At 64.7% G+C, this 17,152-nt stretch carries 18 protein-coding genes; 10 read left to right on the top strand and 8 right to left on the bottom strand.

Annotated features, from left to right (window positions below; translation table 11 throughout):
* Nucleotides 1–48 precede the first annotated feature (48 nt).
* The gene (locus tag ACM9HJ_RS16470) at nucleotides 49–945 is read right to left on the bottom strand and encodes a glycine--tRNA ligase subunit alpha (protein WP_416572839.1); all 897 of its coding nucleotides are present in this window, start codon (nucleotides 943–945) and stop codon (nucleotides 49–51) included.
* Nucleotides 946–1,132: 187 nt separating this feature from the next.
* Between ACM9HJ_RS16470 and ACM9HJ_RS16475 the strand changes: the two genes are divergently transcribed.
* The 3 genes from ACM9HJ_RS16475 (at nucleotide 1,133) to ACM9HJ_RS16485 (ending at nucleotide 5,019) form a co-directional block, all read left to right on the top strand.
* Nucleotides 1,133–1,915 (top strand): 16S rRNA (uracil(1498)-N(3))-methyltransferase, encoded by a 783-nt coding sequence (locus ACM9HJ_RS16475; protein WP_416572840.1) that lies wholly within the window; start codon nucleotides 1,133–1,135, stop codon nucleotides 1,913–1,915.
* Nucleotides 1,916–1,970: 55 nt separating this feature from the next.
* The gene (locus tag ACM9HJ_RS16480; RefSeq protein WP_416572841.1) at nucleotides 1,971–3,338 is read left to right on the top strand and encodes a glutamate--cysteine ligase; all 1,368 of its coding nucleotides are present in this window, start codon (nucleotides 1,971–1,973) and stop codon (nucleotides 3,336–3,338) included.
* 148 nt (nucleotides 3,339–3,486) lie between these two features.
* A complete protein-coding gene (locus ACM9HJ_RS16485) occupies nucleotides 3,487–5,019 on the top strand; it encodes a sensor histidine kinase (protein WP_416572842.1) in 1,533 nt (510 codons plus the stop codon).
* A 202-nt stretch (nucleotides 5,020–5,221) separates the two neighbouring features.
* Here ACM9HJ_RS16485 and rpoH read toward each other — a convergent pair whose 3' ends face one another.
* On the bottom strand, nucleotides 5,222–6,106 hold the full coding sequence (rpoH, locus tag ACM9HJ_RS16490; RefSeq protein ID WP_416572843.1) for an RNA polymerase sigma factor RpoH: 885 nt from the start codon (nucleotides 6,104–6,106) through the stop codon (nucleotides 5,222–5,224).
* 141 nt (nucleotides 6,107–6,247) lie between these two features.
* On the bottom strand, nucleotides 6,248–7,354 hold the full coding sequence (locus ACM9HJ_RS16495) for an RluA family pseudouridine synthase (RefSeq protein WP_416572844.1): 1,107 nt from the start codon (nucleotides 7,352–7,354) through the stop codon (nucleotides 6,248–6,250).
* Between ACM9HJ_RS16495 and ACM9HJ_RS16500 the strand changes: the two genes are divergently transcribed.
* From ACM9HJ_RS16500 to ACM9HJ_RS16515, 4 genes are all read left to right on the top strand, one after another.
* The gene (locus tag ACM9HJ_RS16500) at nucleotides 7,345–7,725 is read left to right on the top strand and encodes a hypothetical protein (protein WP_416572845.1); all 381 of its coding nucleotides are present in this window, start codon (nucleotides 7,345–7,347) and stop codon (nucleotides 7,723–7,725) included. The genes ACM9HJ_RS16495 and ACM9HJ_RS16500 overlap by 10 nt on opposite strands.
* 44 nt (nucleotides 7,726–7,769) lie before the next feature.
* Nucleotides 7,770–8,798 (top strand): threonine aldolase family protein, encoded by a 1,029-nt coding sequence (locus ACM9HJ_RS16505; RefSeq protein WP_416572846.1) that lies wholly within the window; start codon nucleotides 7,770–7,772, stop codon nucleotides 8,796–8,798.
* Between the two features lie 64 nt (nucleotides 8,799–8,862).
* Nucleotides 8,863–9,102, top strand: a complete 240-nt coding sequence (locus tag ACM9HJ_RS16510; protein ID WP_416572847.1) for a ribbon-helix-helix domain-containing protein — start codon at nucleotides 8,863–8,865, stop codon at nucleotides 9,100–9,102.
* Nucleotides 9,102–9,521 carry a putative toxin-antitoxin system toxin component, PIN family gene (locus ACM9HJ_RS16515; RefSeq protein WP_416572848.1) on the top strand — a complete coding sequence of 140 codons (420 nt, stop codon included), beginning with the start codon at nucleotides 9,102–9,104 and terminating at the stop codon, nucleotides 9,519–9,521. The genes ACM9HJ_RS16510 and ACM9HJ_RS16515 overlap by 1 nt, the downstream gene beginning before the upstream one ends.
* 3 nt (nucleotides 9,522–9,524) lie before the next feature.
* On the opposite strand, the gene thpR is transcribed toward ACM9HJ_RS16515, so the two are convergent.
* Complete coding sequence (gene thpR, locus ACM9HJ_RS16520; protein WP_416572849.1) at nucleotides 9,525–10,073, bottom strand: RNA 2',3'-cyclic phosphodiesterase; 549 nt, start codon at nucleotides 10,071–10,073, stop codon at nucleotides 9,525–9,527.
* A 7-nt stretch (nucleotides 10,074–10,080) separates the two neighbouring features.
* Nucleotides 10,081–11,121 (bottom strand): aldo/keto reductase, encoded by a 1,041-nt coding sequence (locus ACM9HJ_RS16525; RefSeq protein ID WP_416572850.1) that lies wholly within the window; start codon nucleotides 11,119–11,121, stop codon nucleotides 10,081–10,083.
* A gap of 130 nt (nucleotides 11,122–11,251) precedes the next feature.
* Here ACM9HJ_RS16525 and ACM9HJ_RS16530 point away from each other — a divergent pair, with 130 nt between their 5' ends.
* On the top strand, nucleotides 11,252–11,671 hold the full coding sequence (locus ACM9HJ_RS16530) for a putative quinol monooxygenase (RefSeq protein WP_416572851.1): 420 nt from the start codon (nucleotides 11,252–11,254) through the stop codon (nucleotides 11,669–11,671).
* 164 nt (nucleotides 11,672–11,835) lie between these two features.
* Here ACM9HJ_RS16530 and ACM9HJ_RS16535 read toward each other — a convergent pair whose 3' ends face one another.
* From ACM9HJ_RS16535 to ACM9HJ_RS16545, 3 genes are all read right to left on the bottom strand, one after another.
* Nucleotides 11,836–13,158, bottom strand: coding sequence for a TRAP transporter large permease (locus tag ACM9HJ_RS16535; protein WP_416572852.1), 1,323 nt, complete (start codon nucleotides 13,156–13,158; stop codon nucleotides 11,836–11,838).
* Nucleotides 13,155–13,730: a TRAP transporter small permease subunit gene (locus ACM9HJ_RS16540; RefSeq protein WP_416572853.1), complete on the bottom strand. Its 576-nt coding sequence runs from the start codon at nucleotides 13,728–13,730 to the stop codon at nucleotides 13,155–13,157. Before ACM9HJ_RS16540 ends, ACM9HJ_RS16535 begins: the two co-directional genes overlap by 4 nt.
* Nucleotides 13,731–13,793: 63 nt before the next feature.
* The gene (locus ACM9HJ_RS16545) at nucleotides 13,794–14,930 is read right to left on the bottom strand and encodes a TRAP transporter substrate-binding protein (RefSeq protein WP_416572854.1); all 1,137 of its coding nucleotides are present in this window, start codon (nucleotides 14,928–14,930) and stop codon (nucleotides 13,794–13,796) included.
* Nucleotides 14,931–15,222: 292 nt separating this feature from the next.
* Between ACM9HJ_RS16545 and ACM9HJ_RS16550 the strand changes: the two genes are divergently transcribed.
* Together ACM9HJ_RS16550 and ACM9HJ_RS16555 are read left to right on the top strand one after the other, a co-directional pair.
* Entirely contained in the window at nucleotides 15,223–16,434 is a 1,212-nt protein-coding gene (locus tag ACM9HJ_RS16550; protein WP_416572855.1) for an acyl-CoA desaturase, read from the top strand.
* A 304-nt stretch (nucleotides 16,435–16,738) separates the two neighbouring features.
* Nucleotides 16,739–17,047, top strand: coding sequence for a hypothetical protein (locus ACM9HJ_RS16555; RefSeq protein WP_416572856.1), 309 nt, complete (start codon nucleotides 16,739–16,741; stop codon nucleotides 17,045–17,047).
* The last annotated feature ends 105 nt before the right edge of the window (nucleotides 17,048–17,152 follow it).

Consider the following 17,152-nt stretch of genomic DNA (forward strand, 5'->3'; position numbering starts at 1 on the left):
GTTCACAAGCGTCCGGAGTTTATTGTTCTGATAACGGAATAATCGGGCTCAAGCGGCCTTGCCCTTACGGTAGCCATCTTCCAGCCACGCCTCGCAACAAGCCTTGGCAAGCGTGCGGACCCGCAGGATATAGCTCTGCCGTTCCACCACCGAAATGACCCCGCGCGCATCCAGCAGGTTGAACAGGTGGCTGGCCTTGATGCACTGGTCATAGGCCGGCAGGGCCAGGTTGTGCGACAGCAGGGCCGCGCATTCCTTTTCCGCGTTCTGGAAATGCTGGAGCAGCATCGCCGTATCCGCGAATTCGAAATTATGGGCGGAATATTCCTGCTCGGCGCGGTGGAACACCTCGCCATATTTCACGGCCGGGCGATCGCCCACCGGATCGTTGAAACGCAGGTCATAGACGTTTTCCACGCCCTGGATATACATGGCCAGACGTTCCAGGCCATAGGTCAGTTCCGACGCGATGGGGCTGCATTCGATGCCGCCGACCTGCTGGAAATAGGTGAACTGCGTCACCTCCATCCCGTCGCACCAGACCTCCCAGCCCAGGCCCCAGGCGCCCAGCGTCGGGCTTTCCCAGTCATCCTCGACAAAGCGGATATCGTGCAGGGCGGGATCGATGCCCAGCGCCACCAGCGACTGCAAATACAGGTCCTGGATGTTCGCCGGCGACGGCTTCATGATCACCTGGAACTGGTAATAATGCTGCAGCCGGTTGGGGTTCTCGCCATAGCGCCCATCCTTGGGACGGCGGGACGGCTGCACATAGGCGGCGTTCCAGGCATCGGGGCCCAGCGCGCGCAAGGTGGTGGCCGGGTGGAACGTGCCCGCACCCACTTCCATGTCGTAAGGCTGCAGGACCAGACAGCCCTGGGCCGCCCAGAAATTCTGCAGGGTCAGGATAACGCCCTGGAAGGAGAGGGGTTCTTTCGCCGCCATGGTCCTTTGACTTCACACGCAAGTTACAGTGCGATGCACCTTAGTGGGCGCCAAAGGCCAAATCAAGGCAGCCGCCTGACTACGTTCCGTGCGGCGGACGCAGGGCTGGCGATGCGTTTATTGCGCGGGGCTTGGAGTTTCCATCGTAAAAGCCTATTCCTGTCGTTGAGATTACCCCGGAATGAACATGGCAGCCGACGCCCTTCCCCGCACCCGCCTCTATATCGACCAGCCGCTGGGTGAAGGCGGCGTGGCGGCGCTGGATGGCGACCGGGCGCATTATCTGCGCGCCGTGCTGCGCCAGGGGCCGGGCGATGGGGTGCTGGCCTTCAACGGCCGCGATGGCGAATATCTGGCCCGCATCGAGACCCTGTCCAAATCCAACGGCACTCTGCGCCTGGAACAGCAGACCCGTGCCCCCGCCGCCGATGCACCGCCCGCCCCCTGGCTGCTGTTCGCGCCGCTGAAGGGCGGGCGCACCGAATATGTGGTGGAAAAGGCGGTGGAACTGGGCGTGGGCCGTCTGGTCCCCGTCTATACCCGCCGGGGCGATGTGACCCGCGTCAACCTGGACCGGCTGCGCGCCAATGCCCTGGAAGCCGCCGAACAGTGCGAACGGCTGGACGCGCCGGACATTGCCGACGGGATCGATCTGCAAAAGCTTCTCTCCAGCTGGGAACCCGGCCGCACCCTGTTCGTTGCCGCGGAGAGCGGGGACGCGCAGCCGCTGGTGACCGCCGTCACAGCGGCGGCGGGGAAGCCCGTCGCATTCCTTGTGGGTCCGGAGGGGGGATTTGATCGACAAGAACTTGACGCCCTGCGCCGCCTGCCCTTTGTGGTAAGCGTGGGTCTGGGCCCGCGCGTGCTGCGCGCCGACACGGCCGCCTTTTCCGCCCTTGCCGTCTGGCAGGCGGCCGGGGGCGACTGGCGGTGCGGCGGCGGCGATGCGCGCCCGCCAAATCGTGTCTGAACTTCTTCCGCCCCGCCGTTTCCACAACGTCCTTATCGTCTAAGGAACATCTAGAATGTCCGCACCTCCGACGTCGCGCGGCGAACCGATCACCGACCGCCGGCAGCTGGTCGAGTATCTGGAAAAGGGCAACAAGCCGGCCGCCGACTGGCGCATCGGCACAGAGCACGAGAAATTCGTCTTCCGCGGCCCCGACCACGCCCCCGTCCCCTATGAAGGCCCCGGCGGGATCGGCGAGATCCTGGGCGAGTTCCAGAAGCGATTCGGCTGGGAGCCGGTCTATGAGGGCGACAATGTCATCGCCCTGACCCAGGGCATGGCCAATATCAGCCTGGAACCGGGTGGGCAGTTCGAACTGTCCGGCGCGCCCTTGATGAGCATCCATCAGACCTGCGGGGAGGTCGGCACCCATCTGTCCCAGGTCCGCGCCATCGGCCAGGATCTGGGCTTCGGCATGCTGGGCATGGGCTTCAACCCGAAATGGAAGCGCTCGGACATCCCCTGGATGCCCAAGGGCCGCTACAAGATCATGGGCGACTACATGCCCAAGGTCGGCACCCTGGGCCTGGACATGATGACCCGTACCTGTACGGTGCAGGTCAACCTGGATTTCGCGTCCGAAGCCGACATGGTGAAGAAGTTCCGGGTATCGCTGGCCCTGCAGCCCATCGCCACCGCCCTGTTCGCGGCCAGTCCCTTCACCGAAGGCAAGCCCAACGGGTTCCAGAGCTTCCGTTCCCATATCTGGACCGACACGGACAAGGACCGCACCGGCGACCTGCCCTTCGTGTTCGAGGATGGGTTCGGGTTCGAGCGGTACGTGGATTACGCCCTCGATGTGCCGATGTATTTCGTCTATCGCGACGGCAAGTATCTGGACGCCTCGGGCCTGTCCTTCCGCGACTATCTGGATGGCAAGCTGTCGATCCTGCCCGGCGAATTGCCGCTGATGACCGACTGGTCGGACCATATGACGACCATGTTCCCGGAAGTGCGGCTGAAGAAGTATCTGGAAATGCGCGGGGCCGATGCCGGTCCCTGGGGCCGCCTCTGCGCCCTGCCCGCCCTGTGGGTCGGCCTGCTTTATGACGGCACGGCGCTGGATGCCGCCTGGGATCTGGTCAAGGGCTGGACGCAGGAAGACCGCGCCACCCTGCGCCGCGACGTGCCGCGCCTGGGCCTGGCCACGCCCTTCCAGGATGGCACGGTGCAGGATGTGGCCCGCCGCGTCGTCGATATCGCGCGGGAAGGCCTGCGCACCCGCGCCCGCACCGCCGGCATGGGCGATGATGAGACACACTTCATCGAACCGCTGGTCGCCATCGCGGAGTCGGGCCGGTCGCTGTCGACCGAGATGCTGGACAAGTACAACAGTGCATGGGCGGGCTCCGTCGATCCCGCCTATGGGGAATACGCCTATTGAGCGAAGCCAGAGCCGGTGCGGGTAAGAAGCTTGCCACCGCCGGCCACCGGTTGCAGTTCTATTGCCGTCCACGACCTTCTTGCCTAGAATGCGGCATGCGCAAAATGCGCGTCGCGTCGCGGCCAAGGGGGAAGGACGCTCCGCTCTGATGCTGAGATTCGGGGAATTCGCCGATAGGGCGATGGAACAGGATTTCCGCCAGCATATGCTGGACGCGGAAGCGCGTGGGTTGCGCCGCAACCTGCTGGCGCTTGGCCTGTTCTATCTGATGCCCATGGCGCTGGATTTCGTCTATTTCCCGCCCGATGTCATCTTCAGCTTTCTGATGCCGCTGCGTGCCGGCGCCTATGTCCTGATCATCGCCGCCATGATGGTGCCTGTGCGGACATCGCTGGTGCCCCTGCGTCAGGGGCTGGTGCTGGCGCTGCTCACTTATATCTGGGGCACCACCTCGCTCTCTGCCTTGCAGGTGGTGGGGGTGCAGGTCGGGCTGACGATCAGCTTCTTCATCATGATCATCGTCCTGATGAATTATCTGTTCGTGCCGACGCGCATGGTGCTGATGCTGCCCTGGGGTCTGACAGCCAGTGCCGTCTATCTGTTCCTGGTCATGCCGCACACCGATGCGACGCAGAGCCAGATCCAGACGGCCAGCGTCATGCATGTCCTGGCCAATGTCTTCGGTGCCTTTACCGCCTATCAGCTGGCCAACCTGCGCCGTGCCGAATTCAGCCGCCTGCGCCAGCTGGCAGCCGAACATGCACGGCTGGAGGATGCCAATGACGAGCTGTGGCGGCGCGAGGCGATCATCGCCACCCAGCGCGACGAACTGGCCCGCAAGGTGCGGGAGCTTCAGGACGCGCAGAGCCAGCTGGTGGAAACCCGCGACAGCCTGACCCAGGCGGAAAAGCTGGCCAGCCTGGGCGGGCTGGTGGCCGGGGTGGCGCATGAACTGAACACCCCCATCGGCATCGCACTGACCGCCATCACCCATCTGGAGGATGGGGTGGTGGCCCTGGACAAGGCGGTGGCCAGCGGCAAGTTGACCCGCACCCAGCTGGCCGATTATCAGGAAACGCTGCGCGACAGCGCCCGGCTGGTCCACACCAATGTCAGCCGCGCCACCGAACTGGTGCAGAGCTTCAAGCGCGTGGCGGTGGATCAGGCCAGTGCCGAACGCCGCGACTTCCTGCTGGGTTCCTATATCGATGAGGTGCTGCAAAGTCTGGCACCACGCCTGCGCGGCGAACCGCACCGCATCCGTGTCGATTGCCCGTCCGGCATCCATATGGACAGCTATCCCGGCGCCCTGTTCCAGGTGCTGACCAATCTGGTGATCAACGCCCTGATCCATGCGTTCAGGCCGGGACAGGCGGGCACGATCACCATCCAGGCCCGCGAACTGCCCGCCGATCAGGTGGAACTGCGCTTCAGCGATGATGGCAGGGGCGTCGGCCCCGACCATCTGGGCCGGCTGTTCGAACCGTTCTTCACCACCAACCGTGCGCGTGGCGGCTCCGGCCTGGGGCTGCATATCGTCTATAATCTGGTGACGCAGTCCCTGCGCGGCACCATCACCGTGACCTCGGTGGAAGGTGAAGGCACCTGCTTCACCCTGACCCTGCCCCGCCATCTCGACCGCGAGGGGGAGGAGATGGCGCTGGAACGGGTGGCGGGGTAGAGGAAGTTCTGGGCACCTTCGGCGCCACCTCTTCTACCGTCACCCCGGCGGAAGCCGGGGCCCAGCGTAAGGCGCGGTCAGCGCCGATATGACTCATGTCGCGGCAGACGCCGCTCTACGCCTGGGTCCCGGCTTTCGCCGGGATGACGGTGGAGATTGTCAGAAACCTCACAGCCCAAGCGTTTCGCGGGTGCCCCCCTGATCAAGCCAACTGCTGCTGCACCGCCGCCGACTTGATGGCCTTTTGCAGCTTCTCGAACGCCCGCACCTCGATCTGGCGCACGCGCTCGCGGCTGATGCCGTAATGCTGCGACAGGTCCTCCAGCGTCGTCGGCTCCTCGCGCAGGCGGCGTTCGACCAGGATATGGCGCTCGCGCTCGTTCAGCCCCTTCATGGCATTGGCCAGCAGGGCCTTGCGCTTGCCCAGCTCCTGCTCCTCGCCCAGACGGATTTCCTGGCTCTCGCGCTCATCGACCAGCCAATCCTGCCACTCCCCTTCCCCGTCGATGCGCAGCGGCGCATTGAGCGAATGGTCGGCCGCGGCCAGGCGCTGGTTCATGGAGACGACATCGGCCTCCGGCACGTCCAGCGTGGTGGCGATCTTGGTCACCACTTCCGGCGACAGGTCGCCATCATCGATGGCCTGCATCTGGCCCTTCAGCTTGCGCAGATTGAAGAACAGCTTCTTCTGCGCCGCCGTGGTGCCCATCTTCACCAGCGACCAGCTGTGCAGGATATATTCCTGGATGGCGGCCCTGATCCACCACATGGCATAGGTGGCCAGGCGGAAGCCGCGATCGGGCTCGAACCGCTTGACGGCCTGCATCATGCCGACATTGCCTTCGGAAATCAGTTCGGACACGGGCAGGCCATAGCCGCGATAGCCCATGGCGATCTTCGCCACGAGGCGCAGATGGCTGGTCACCAGCCTGTGGGCGGCCTGCTTGTCCTCATGCTCGCGCCAGCTCTTGGCCAGCATATACTCCTCACCCGGCTCCAGCATGGGGAACTTGCGGATTTCCTGGAGATAGCGGCTGAGGCTGCTTTCGGAGCTGACGGCGGGAATGGCGGGTACGGAAGCGGTCATGTTAACCCCCTTGCATAAGGCTGGTCTGCGTCATCGGCCCAAATGGCACCGGCAACGTTGATGGAGTCCGGGACCAACCGGTCCTGAACGGACACGCCTGGCGTCCGTCCATAGTCGGCCCGGATGTCATGCGCGGATGCATTATAGCACCTCCAGCGCATGGATTAAGCCCTTGAAATCATCCGGTAACACAGTTTCGAAACGAACCTTCGTCCCGGTGGCCGGATGGATGAATTCGATGGCGGCCGCGTGCAGCGCCTGACGCGGAAACCCCTCCAGCGCCTGTTTGGCAGCATCCGACAGCCCACGCGTCTTGCCGGGGCGCACCCGGCCATAGACCGGGTCGCCGACCAGCGGATGGCCCGCATGGGTCATGTGCACCCGGATCTGGTGGGTACGGCCGGTCAGCAGCTTGCATTCGATCAGCGCCGCCGCCGGCCCCAGCGGGCGCAGGGTCGTATAGCGGGTAATCGCCACCTTGCCGCCCCGGTCCAGCACGGCCATGCGCTTGCGATCGCTGGGGTGACGGCCGATATTGGCGTTGATCTCCCCGGCACGCGGGTTGGGAACGGCCCAGACCACGGCCTGATAGGTGCGCGACAGCGACCGGTCGGCGAACTGCGCCGACAGCGCCTGATGCGCCCGGTCATTCTTGGCCACCACCATCAGGCCGGACGTGTCCTTGTCCAGCCGGTGGACGATGCCCGGCCGGCGCACGCCGCCGATGCCCGACAGGCTGTCGCCGCAATGGTGCAGCAGGGCATTGACAAGGGTCCCGTCATGATTGCCGGCGGCGGGATGCACCACCATGCCCGCCGGCTTGTCGATGACCAGCAGGTCAGCATCCTCATGGATGATGGTCAGCGCAATGTCCTGCGCCACCGGCAGGGCCGGGGCGCTGGCCGGAACATGCACATCATAGGTCTGGCCGGCTTTGACCCGGCGGGACGCGTCGTCTATGGTCACGCCACCTGCGGTGACATGCCCCTGGTCGATCAGGGCGCGCAGGCGGGACCGCGACAGGCCGGCAGCGGCCAGCAGTTCCGCCAGCGCCTTGTCCAGCCGGTCGCCGTCATGGGTGCCAATGATGGCCTTGTGGTCGGCGGGTTCAAGACCGGTGGCAGCCTCGGCGGCGGGCAGGAATTCCTCGTCGCACAGATCGTCATCCAGGTCGAATTCCAGGCCGGCGGGCGGGGTTTCCGTCCGGCCGGTGGCCTTCAACTGGGGATTTGCCGAACGTGCAGGCACTGAAGAACATCCTTATCATCGGGGCCGTGATCATCGCGGCCGGGTTCGCGTTCCTGGGCTATGAAGTCTATAAACGCTCCACGGACCCCAATCATCCGCGCACGTTTGCGGCCCGCTTCCGGTCAGAGGCGCCGACGACGCCACCCGCCGCACCCACTCCGCCCGTTCCCCCTGCCCCGCCGGCGGCCGTGAAGGCGCCGATGCCGCAGGAGACGGTGAGCTTGCCGCCGGGGGCGGTGCTGCTGCCCGGCATCACGACCGTGGGGGGCCGCATCGCCGTGCAGGTGAAGCTGGCCGATGGACGCACCCAGGTGCTGCTCATCGACCCGTCCACGGGCGAACATGCGGTCCTTGTGACCTCCGCGCCGTGATCCGGGTCACATTGAAGCGCATTCCCAGGCCAAAGGGACGTTAAATGAATTTCATGTCCGATAATGTGACGGGTGCGGCGCCGGAAATCCTGGCCGCCCTGATCGCCGCCAATGACGGTACCGCCCCCTCCTATGGTGCCGATGACTGGACCCGGCGCCTGACCGACCGGCTGTCGACCCTGTTCGAACGCGATGTGGCCGTGTTCCCCGTGGCCACGGGCACCGCCGCCAACGCCCTGGCCCTGGCGGCACTGACCCCGCCCTGGGGCAGCATCTATTGCCATGCCGAAGCCCATATCCAGATGGATGAATGCGGCGCGCCGGAGAATTTCACCGGCGGGGCCAAGCTGGTCCCCCTGGCCGGCGACCATGGCAAGATCGCCCCCGACACACTGTCATCCGCCCTGGACAAGGTGCACAAGGGCTTCGTCCATGCGGTACAGCCGGCTTCCCTGTCCCTGACCCAGGCGACGGAAGCCGGCACCATCTACACGCCCGACGAGGTGTCCGCCCTGACCGCCATCGCCCGGCATCATGGCATGCGCACCCATATGGATGGGGCGCGCTTCGCCAATGCCGTGGCCTCGCTGGGCTGCGCGCCGGCCGATATCACCTGGAGGGCCGGCGTGGATGTGCTGTCCTTCGGCGCCACCAAGAACGGCGCCTTGGGCGCGGAAGCGGTGGTGTTCTTCGACCGCGAACTGTCGGAGAATTTCGGTTACCGCCGCAAACGCGCCGCCCACCTGTTCTCCAAGATGCGCTTCCTGTCGGCACAGCTCGACGCCTATCTGGATGACGGCCTGTGGCTGCGCCTGGCCGGCCATGCCAACCGCATGGCGACCCGCCTGGCCGAAGGGCTGACGGACCTGCCCGGTGCCGCCCTGGCCCATCCCGTCGACGCCAACGAGCTGTTCGTGGCCCTGCCCGAACCGGTGATCGCCGGACTGGAAGCCGCCGGCTTCGGCTTCTACCGCTGGGACGGCAACATCGTCCGCCTCGTCACCGCCTGGAACAGCGAAGAAGCTTCCGTGGACGCACTGCTGGAAACGGCGCGGGGGTTGGCCGGAGTTTGATGCGTCCTCGCACATTCCCCATGATCGGTGTATAAACACCTATGTGCCGATCATGGGGAATGTCATGAGCAATGTACGCTGGAACATCGCCGTGTCGCCGGATACGGATCAGGCCGTCCGCCTGTTTCTGGCCACCCAGGGGGGCGGTCGCAAAGGTGACCTGTCACGCTTCATCGAAGAGGCGGTTCGCGCCCATATTCTGGAGCTTTCGGCAGAGCAGGCCAAAGCAACCAACGCCAACCTGACGGAAGACGAGCTGGCGGATTACGTGGCTGAAGCGGTCGATTGGGCTCGGTCGCGCTGATGCGCGTCGTTCTGGATACCAACGTATTGCTCAGCGCCTTGCTGTCTACCGGCGGCGCACCCGATATGATTTACCGTGCTTGGCGTGCCGCCAGATTCAGTCTGGTCACATCGGATATCCAGTTGGATGAGGTAAGACGGGCCAGCCGATACCCCAAACTGAAAGCTATCCTTCAGCCGCACAGGGTCGGCGCCATGATCAACAACATGCAGCGTGCCCTGGTTCTGGATACCCTGCCGCCCCTGCCCGATGACATCAATGTGCAAGACCCCCACGATGCCTATCTGGTCACCATGGTCTTGGCCGCTGGGGCAGACTATCTGGTAACGGGTGACCGCCGGGCCGGTCTGCTGCGGCACGGACATGTCGGGCGCACTCGTATCCTCACCCCAAAAGCATTCTGTGAAGTGGCATTGTGAGTATCACGGCACCCACCCGCCCAACGGATATTCCTGCAAAACGTGGTACGTCGCCCCCGACTTGCCCAGCACGCTTTCATACAGGCAATAGCGGTCCACCATGAACGGCCCGGCCTGGAACATGCCATTCGCACCCATGTAATTGGCCAGCTTCTCCGCCGGCGTCTCCTTCAGATAGGCCAGCGTCACATGCGGGCTGAACTTGCGTTCCTCCACGGGCAGGCCGGCGCGGACCAGACCGGATTCGATCTTGGCCTGCAGGTGGCGCAGCGGCTCGCTCTCCGCCAGTCCGGCCCACAGCGCATGCTGCTTGTGACCCTTCCCGAACGACCCCAGCCCCGACAGCGTCAATGGAAAGGCCGGCCCCGTGACCAGGTCCAGCGCCTCGTCCACATCATGGGCCGTGCCCTCGTCCAACTCGCCCAGGAAGCGCAGGGTCAGGTGGTAATTCTCCGGCGGCACCCAGCGCGCACCGGGCAGGCCCGATGCCAGCCCGGACAGCCGCTCCGTCACCATCTCCGGCATGGGTATCCCGATGAACAGGCGCAGCATGGCAACGTCACAGGCAGGGGTTGGGATTGGCGGCGTGCACGGCGTCCAGATCGGCCAGTACCGCATCCGACAGGGTCAGCGCCCCCGCCTCGATGGCGATGCGCAGATGATCCATGGTGGTGGCGCCGATGATCGTGCTGGTCACGAAGGGACGGGAGACAACGAAGGCGATGGCCATCGCCGCCGGGTCCAGCCCATGCGCCGCCGCGACCGCCAGATAATCGCGCGTCGCCGCATCCCCGCGCGGCAGGTCGTAACGCGACTTGCGATGATCGAAGGCACGCCGCGCATTGGCCGGCATCGCGCCATCCAGATACTTGCCCGTCAGGGTGCCGGCCGCCAGCGGCGAATAGGCCAGCATCGACACATCCTCGCGCAGCGCCACTTCCGACAGGCCCATCTCGAAACTGCGGTTCAGCAGGCTGTAGGGGTTCTGGATGCTGGCGATGCGCGGCAGGCCCAGATGATCGGCCGCCGCCACATAGCGCATGGTGCCCCAGGGCGTCTCGTTCGACACGCCGACATGGCGGACCTTGCCGGCCTTGATCAGGTCGGCGAAGGCGGCCAGCGTCTCCTCGATCGCCACCTCGCCCGGCTGGGCCGACGGGTTGGCGACGGCGCGGCCGAAACGGTCGGCCTGCCGGTCGGGCCAATGCAGCTGGTACAGGTCGATATGGTCGGTGCGCAGGCGCCTCAGGCTCGCATCAACGGCCGCGGCAATATTCTTGGCGTCGGCCCGCGCCTTGCCGCCGCGCAGATAATCCATGCCGCTGCCATCACCCACCACCTTGCTGGCCAGCAGCACCTCGTTGCGCCGGCCGGTGCGGGCGAACCAGTCGCCGATGATCTCCTCCGTCCGGCCATAGGTGGCCGGCGTCGGCGGGGCGGAATACATCTCCGCCGTGTCCCAGAAGAACAACCCATGGTCCAGCGCCATGTCCATCTGGGCGAACGCCTCTTCGGGGCTGTTCTGCCGGCCCCACGTCATGGTGCCCAGGCAGAGGGATGGTACGGAAAGGTCGGTGCGGCCAAGCCGGCGAAGGGTCATGATGCGATCCCGGTTACGGAACATTGGGCGCAAACATGGGCGCTGCCGCCCGTCCCGCCAAGCATGAAATGCGGCCCTGGCGCGAACAAAACAAGTACACTATGATTTGCCGGCACGGAAGGGGATGCCCATGGATCCGTTGGAAACGACGCCTGAATTGACCCGCCGACAGGTGATGGCGACGGGATCGGCACTGTTCCTGGCGGGCAGCGCCGCGACAAAAGCCGCTGGGAGCGAGGGGAAAACCATGTACGGACTGATCGGCCGCATGATCGCGGCACCGGGCAAGCGCGACGCGCTGGCCGCCATCCTGCTGGAGGGCACCGGGTCCATGCCGGGCTGCCTGTCCTACATCATCGCCGCCGACCCGACCAACCCGGACGCCCTGTGGATCACCGAGGCCTGGGACAATAAGGACAGCCATGCCGGCAGCCTGAAACTGCCCGCCGTACAGGCCGCCATCGCCAAGGCCCGCCCCCTGATCGCCGGTTTCGACAGCCGGTCGGAAACGCTGCCGCTGGGCGGGCATGGGCTGATGAAGGCGGGGTAATGGAGGAGGAACATCATGATTGAAGCTCCCGACCCACCCGATACTGTCGCCTACCATCCTTCCGAACTGCCGGATCACCTGAAGGCAGCATTGGAGAGCGCCCGGATGGACCCGGCAGACGAGGTCCTGAACGCTCTCCTTGACCCACCCCCACAAATCAATCCTCACCCATAAATCACCGACGGCAGCCACAGCGCCAGTTCCGGGAACTGGTACAGCACGAACAGCGACAGCAGCACGATGCACATGAAGGGCACCATGCCCCGGAAGATATGGCTGAGTTCGATGCCCTTGGGCGCCACCCCCTTCAGATAGAAGGCCGACATGGCCATGGGCGGGGACAGGAAGCTGGTCTGGATGTTCAGCGCCACCAGCACCCCGAAGAACACCGGGTCGATGCCGTAATTATCCAGCAGCGGCAGGAAGATCGGCACGAAGATCACGATGATCTCCGTCCATTCCAGCGGCCAGCCCAGCAGGAAGATGATGATCTGGGTCAGCAGCAGGAACTGCCACGGCTCCAGGTCCATGGCGTTGAACCAGCCCTCCACCACATGGTGCCCACCCAGCAGCGCGAAGACCGACGCGAAGATATAGGACCCCACGAACAGCCAGCAGACCATGGCCGACGCCCGGCCGGTCAGGAACACCGCCTCCTTCAGCTTGTCCCAGGTGAAGGCGCGATAGGCAACCGCCAGCACCAGCGAGCCGATGGCCCCGATTGCCGCCGCCTCCGATGGCGTCGCCACCCCGGCCAGGATGGCGCCCAGCACCGACAGAACCAGAACGGTCAGCGGCAGGAAGGAGGTCAGCAGCATCCACGCCACCTGTCCGGCACTCACCCCCTCCAGCCGCTCCTTGGGCAGGCGCGGCGCCAGCTCAGGCTTCACGATGCTGACGCCGATCACATAGACGATATACATGCCGGCCAGCATCAGGCCGGGCAGCAGGGCACCAGCATAAAGCCGCACCACCGACTCGCCCGCCATGGCGCCGTAAAGGATCAGCATGATCGAGGGCGGGATCAGGATCCCCAGGCACCCGCCCGCCGCGATCAGGCCCGATGCCAGCCGCTTGTCATAATGCGCCTTCAGCATGGCCGGCAGGGCCAGCACCCCCATCAGGGTGACGACCGCCCCCACGATCCCCGTCGCCGTGGCGAACAGGGCGCAGGTGAACAAGGTGGCCACGCCCAGCGACCCCGGAATGCGGCGCAGCGCCAGCTGGATCGACAGGAACAGCCGGTCCAGGATGTTCGACCGCTCGATCATGTAGCCCATGAACAGGAACAGTGGCACGGAGATCAGCACGTCATTGGCCATCACCCCATAGGCCCGCTGCACCAGCAGCGGGAAGATCGTGTCCCCCACGGCGTAAAAGCCGAACATCACCGACAGCGCGATCAGGGTGAAGGCGATGGGGAAGCCCAGCAGGATGGCGAAGATGAAGCTGACCAGCATCAGCATGCCGACGGCGGGATCGCTCATTTGCCGGCCTCCTGTTCGGCATGCTCACGCAGCATTACCTGCTCCAGCTCCTCCACATCATGCAGACGGGCCGGCCATTCCCCGGTTCGCAGCGCCATGACGCAGCGCCCGATTTCCGCCAGCCCCTGCAACAGCAGCAGCACGCCGGCGATGGGCAGCAGGGCCTTGAACGGATAGATGGGCGGGCCGTCGGGCGTGAAGGAACTATGCTCGTTCATCACCCAGGACAGCCGGGCGAAATCATAGCCGGAATAGATCAGGGTCAATGCCGCCGGCAGGAAGAAGATCAGGTACAGCACCAGATCGACACCGGCCTGCACCTTCACCGGCCACAGCCGGTAGAGGAAATCGCCGCGCACATGCCCGTTGCGTGCCAAGAGATAGGCCCCGCACATGATGAACAGCGTGCCATAGAGGATGTAGGACGTGTCATAGGCCCAGCTGGTCGGGGACCGCAGCACATAGCGCATGAACACTTCGAACCCGATCACGAAGGTCAGGCCCAGGATGCACCAGGAAAAGGCCTTGCCGACCCAGGTGCTGATCCTATCGATGAAAAGCAGTAGGGACATGGGCACTCCTTGGGTGATGGAGCGTCACGGAAAGGTCAGGGGGCCGTGCAAGGCCCCCGCCCGTCACCCGAAGAAATGCTTATAGGCAAGGTCGGTGCGCACCTCATACTCGGCCTCGAAACCCAGCACCCGCCTGGCCCAATCCTTCTGGCTGTCCAGCACCTTCTTGAAGAAGGGATCGGCCGATTTGGCGGCGATGACCTTGTCCCAGGCCGCCAGCTGCGCCAGCAAAACGCTGTCCGGCGTCTTCACCACCTTGACCCCGGCCGCCTTCAGCGCTTCCAGATCCTTGGAATAACGGTCCATGGCCTTCCAGGACATGTCGGCCGACGCACTTTCCGATGCGACGCGCAGCACCGTCTGCAATTCCTTGGGCAGGCTGTCGAACTTCTTCTTGTTGAAGATGATCTCGAACATCTCCGCCGACTGGTGGTAGCTGCCGACCATGTAGGTCTTGGTGACATCCTGGAACCCCAGGGCCTTGTCGGATGACGGATTATTGAACTCCGCACCGTCCAGCAGGCCGCGATCCAGTGCCGGCACGATGTCCCCCGCCCCCATGATGGTGACGGCCACGCCCATTTCCTTGTTCAGGTCGGCACCCAGCCCCACCGTGCGGTATTTCAGGCCGCGCATATCGTCGGGGCTCGATATCTCCTTCTTGAACCAGCCCAGCGGCTGGCTGGGCATCGGCCCGGTCAGGAAGCCGACCAGATCCAGCTTCAGCACATCGCGCACCAGCTCGTCATAAAGCGCCTGGCCGCCGCCATATTTGACCCAGCCCAGCATATGGTTGGCCTTCCAGCCCAGCGCCGGCGGCGTCCCGAACAGAGAGAAGGCGGGGTTCTTGCCATACCAATAGGCCGTGACCCCGTGCCCGCCATCCAGGGCGCCGGCAATCACCGCGTCCTGCAATTGCAACGCGCCCACCACCGCCCCCGACGGCAGCAGCTCCAGCTTCAGCCGCCCGCCCGCCAACTCGTTGACCGTTTTGGCATAATCGCCGGCGAATTCATGGAAGATGTCGCGCGCCGGCCAGGTGGATTGGAACCGCAGGGTGGTGGTCTGGGCCCGCGATACGTTGGGCATGGCGATGCTGCCGGCCGCCACCCCGGCGGTGGCCCCACCCAGCCCGGCGATGAAACGTCGGCGGCTGGCCTTGTCGGTCTTGTTGGTGGGGGGCGTGGTCTCCTGGGTCATGCGTTGGATCCTCCCGGCCATGGTCATTTTCGTTACGCCCGAACCGGGCAATGACAATGAGCGGAATGGTAAACAGAAAACTAAGATCGTTCAAATTTCCGTGCATTGCGAAACAGAATCTCGCATTGCACAAATAGTTCACGGGCGGATACAGGCCCGTTTCATTGACAAGATGACCGGATGAACCACATCAAAAGGGGATCGGACGCCTTGCCCGCGCGAATTTGCCCACCCTCCCCGATGGGGTTTCATGATAGGGTGGGCTATTGCTTTCGTATGGAGTCCACGGCCAGTGACCTCGCCCACCGAAACCGGACGCGATCCTTCCGCGCGCCCCGCCGCTGACGCTCACGCCATTCCGGCGGATGAGAAGATCCAGTATGGCACCATGATCCCCTTCATCCTGGTCCATATCGCCTGCCTGGGCGCCATCTGGACGGGGGTGGCGTGGCAGGATGTGGTGCTGGCGCTGGTGCTGTATGGCGCGCGCATGTTCGGCATCACGGGTGGCTATCACCGCTATTTCTCCCACCGCTCCTACAAGACCGGGCGGATCATGCAGTTCCTGCTGGCCTTCCTGGCCACCTCCTCGGCACAGCGCGGGGCGCTGTGGTGGGCGGCCACGCACCGCCATCACCACAAATATTCCGATACCGAACATGACGTGCACTCGCCGCGCCACAAGGGCTTCTTCTATGCCCATCTGGGCTGGATCTTCACGGAAAAGCATAATGGCGCCGATTACAAGGGCATCGGCGACCTGACCAAGTTCCCGGAACTGGTCTGGCTGGACAAATATTACTATGTGCCGCCGGTGCTGCTGGGCTTCGCCACCTGGGCTTTGTTCGGCTGGTCCGGCCTGGTCGTCGGCTTCATCTGGAGCACGGTGGCTCTGTACCACGCCACCTTCTGCATCAATTCGCTGGCCCATGTGCTGGGCCGCCCGCGCTATCTGACGGGCGATGACAGCCGCAACAACTGGGCGCTCGCCATTGCCACCATGGGCGAGGGCTGGCACAACAACCATCACCACTACCAGTCCTCGGCCCGCCAGGGCTTCCGCTGGTGGGAGATCGACACATCCTACTACATCATCAAGGCCATGCAGGCCGTGGGCCTGGTCTGGGACGTGCACGAGCCGCCGGCATCGGTGGTCCGCAATGAACAGCGCCTGGGCACCAAGGTGATCGAGGCGGCGGCCGCGCAGTTGGCCGCCAGCTTCCAGGTGGAAAAGCTGACCGCCCAGGTGCGCGAGGCGCTGGCCCAGACCCCCACACTGGCGGAGATCGAGGAACGCGTGCGTCAGGCGCGCGAAAACGCCAAGGTCCGGGTGGAGGCGCTGGTCGCCAATATCCACTTGCCGCACCTGCCGACGACCGAGGAACTGCGCCAGCGGGCCAGCAACATGTTCGTCCGCACGCCCAGCATGGACGACATCGTCGAACGCGCCCGCCAGATCCTGGTGGCCAATGTCTGCAACCGTCTGGCCGCTGTTCCGGCCTGATCGGTGCCCCCGGCCGATATCAATGTTTATCCTCTCCTCTCCCTTGGTCATCCCGGCGAACGCCGGGATGACGGAAAGGGGTGTTCCTGGTCTTGAGTCAGCGCCTATGGTCTGCCACCGGGATGACGAGGTAAACGTTTCCGCCGCAGCGCCGGCGCTTGAGGCACAAGCAAAAGCTTTCCCTGTCTGTTCAGCCCCGCATATCCGACCCGTTGAATTGCCACGGGCTTTCCCCTTCCCCTTGGCTGGACGGAACGCTAAGTTACGGCCCAGGGGCGCCTTTCGACGATATGGATTTGAGAACATGACCCGTTTCACTGCTAGTCTGTTGCTGTCCGCGGCATTGGTCGCCGCCCCCGCAACCGCCTTCGCACAGCAGACGCCCGCCGCGACGACCCCGGCCCCGGCTCCCACCGCCGATGCCCCGCGCGTCACCGGTGCCGCCGCTGGCGCCAACAAGGCTTCCTTCTTCGGCTCGGGCAACCTGATCCCGCTGGCCGGTGTCGCCGCCGTTGCGGCCGCCGGTGTGATCGCCGCCACCGTGGGTGGTGGCGATGATGAGAGCGGCCCGCCGGCCAGCACGGCCACCAGCACGGCCACCGCGACCCGCTGATCGGTCGGGTCCGTCCCGGATTTGGGAACCCCGCCATCCCCGGATGGCGGGGCTTTCTTTTGTGCGCGACCTCACAGCCCAAGACAGCCGCCCGACCCTTCAGGT

Source organism: Niveispirillum sp. KHB5.9 (assembly GCF_048066115.1).
Taxonomy (GTDB): Bacteria; Pseudomonadota; Alphaproteobacteria; order Azospirillales; family Azospirillaceae; genus Niveispirillum.

Coding starts and splice junctions, on each gene's coding strand:
- ACM9HJ_RS16470 (WP_416572839.1), bottom strand. CDS start 945: ATGGCGGCGAAAGAACCCCTCTCCTTCCAGGGCGTTATCCTGACCCTG.
- ACM9HJ_RS16480 (WP_416572841.1), top strand. CDS start 1,971: ATGTCCGCACCTCCGACGTCGCGCGGCGAACCGATCACCGACCGCCGG.
- ACM9HJ_RS16515 (WP_416572848.1), top strand. CDS start 9,102: ATGCGCGTCGTTCTGGATACCAACGTATTGCTCAGCGCCTTGCTGTCT.
- ACM9HJ_RS16525 (WP_416572850.1), bottom strand. CDS start 11,121: ATGACCCTTCGCCGGCTTGGCCGCACCGACCTTTCCGTACCATCCCTC.
- ACM9HJ_RS16545 (WP_416572854.1), bottom strand. CDS start 14,930: ATGACCCAGGAGACCACGCCCCCCACCAACAAGACCGACAAGGCCAGC.
- ACM9HJ_RS16505 (WP_416572846.1), top strand. CDS start 7,770: ATGAATTTCATGTCCGATAATGTGACGGGTGCGGCGCCGGAAATCCTG.
- thpR (WP_416572849.1), bottom strand. CDS start 10,073: ATGCTGCGCCTGTTCATCGGGATACCCATGCCGGAGATGGTGACGGAG.
- ACM9HJ_RS16555 (WP_416572856.1), top strand. CDS start 16,739: ATGACCCGTTTCACTGCTAGTCTGTTGCTGTCCGCGGCATTGGTCGCC.
- ACM9HJ_RS16530 (WP_416572851.1), top strand. CDS start 11,252: ATGGATCCGTTGGAAACGACGCCTGAATTGACCCGCCGACAGGTGATG.
- rpoH (WP_416572843.1), bottom strand. CDS start 6,106: ATGACCGCTTCCGTACCCGCCATTCCCGCCGTCAGCTCCGAAAGCAGC.
- ACM9HJ_RS16535 (WP_416572852.1), bottom strand. CDS start 13,158: ATGAGCGATCCCGCCGTCGGCATGCTGATGCTGGTCAGCTTCATCTTC.
- ACM9HJ_RS16510 (WP_416572847.1), top strand. CDS start 8,863: ATGAGCAATGTACGCTGGAACATCGCCGTGTCGCCGGATACGGATCAG.
- ACM9HJ_RS16475 (WP_416572840.1), top strand. CDS start 1,133: ATGGCAGCCGACGCCCTTCCCCGCACCCGCCTCTATATCGACCAGCCG.
- ACM9HJ_RS16485 (WP_416572842.1), top strand. CDS start 3,487: ATGCTGAGATTCGGGGAATTCGCCGATAGGGCGATGGAACAGGATTTC.
- ACM9HJ_RS16540 (WP_416572853.1), bottom strand. CDS start 13,730: ATGTCCCTACTGCTTTTCATCGATAGGATCAGCACCTGGGTCGGCAAG.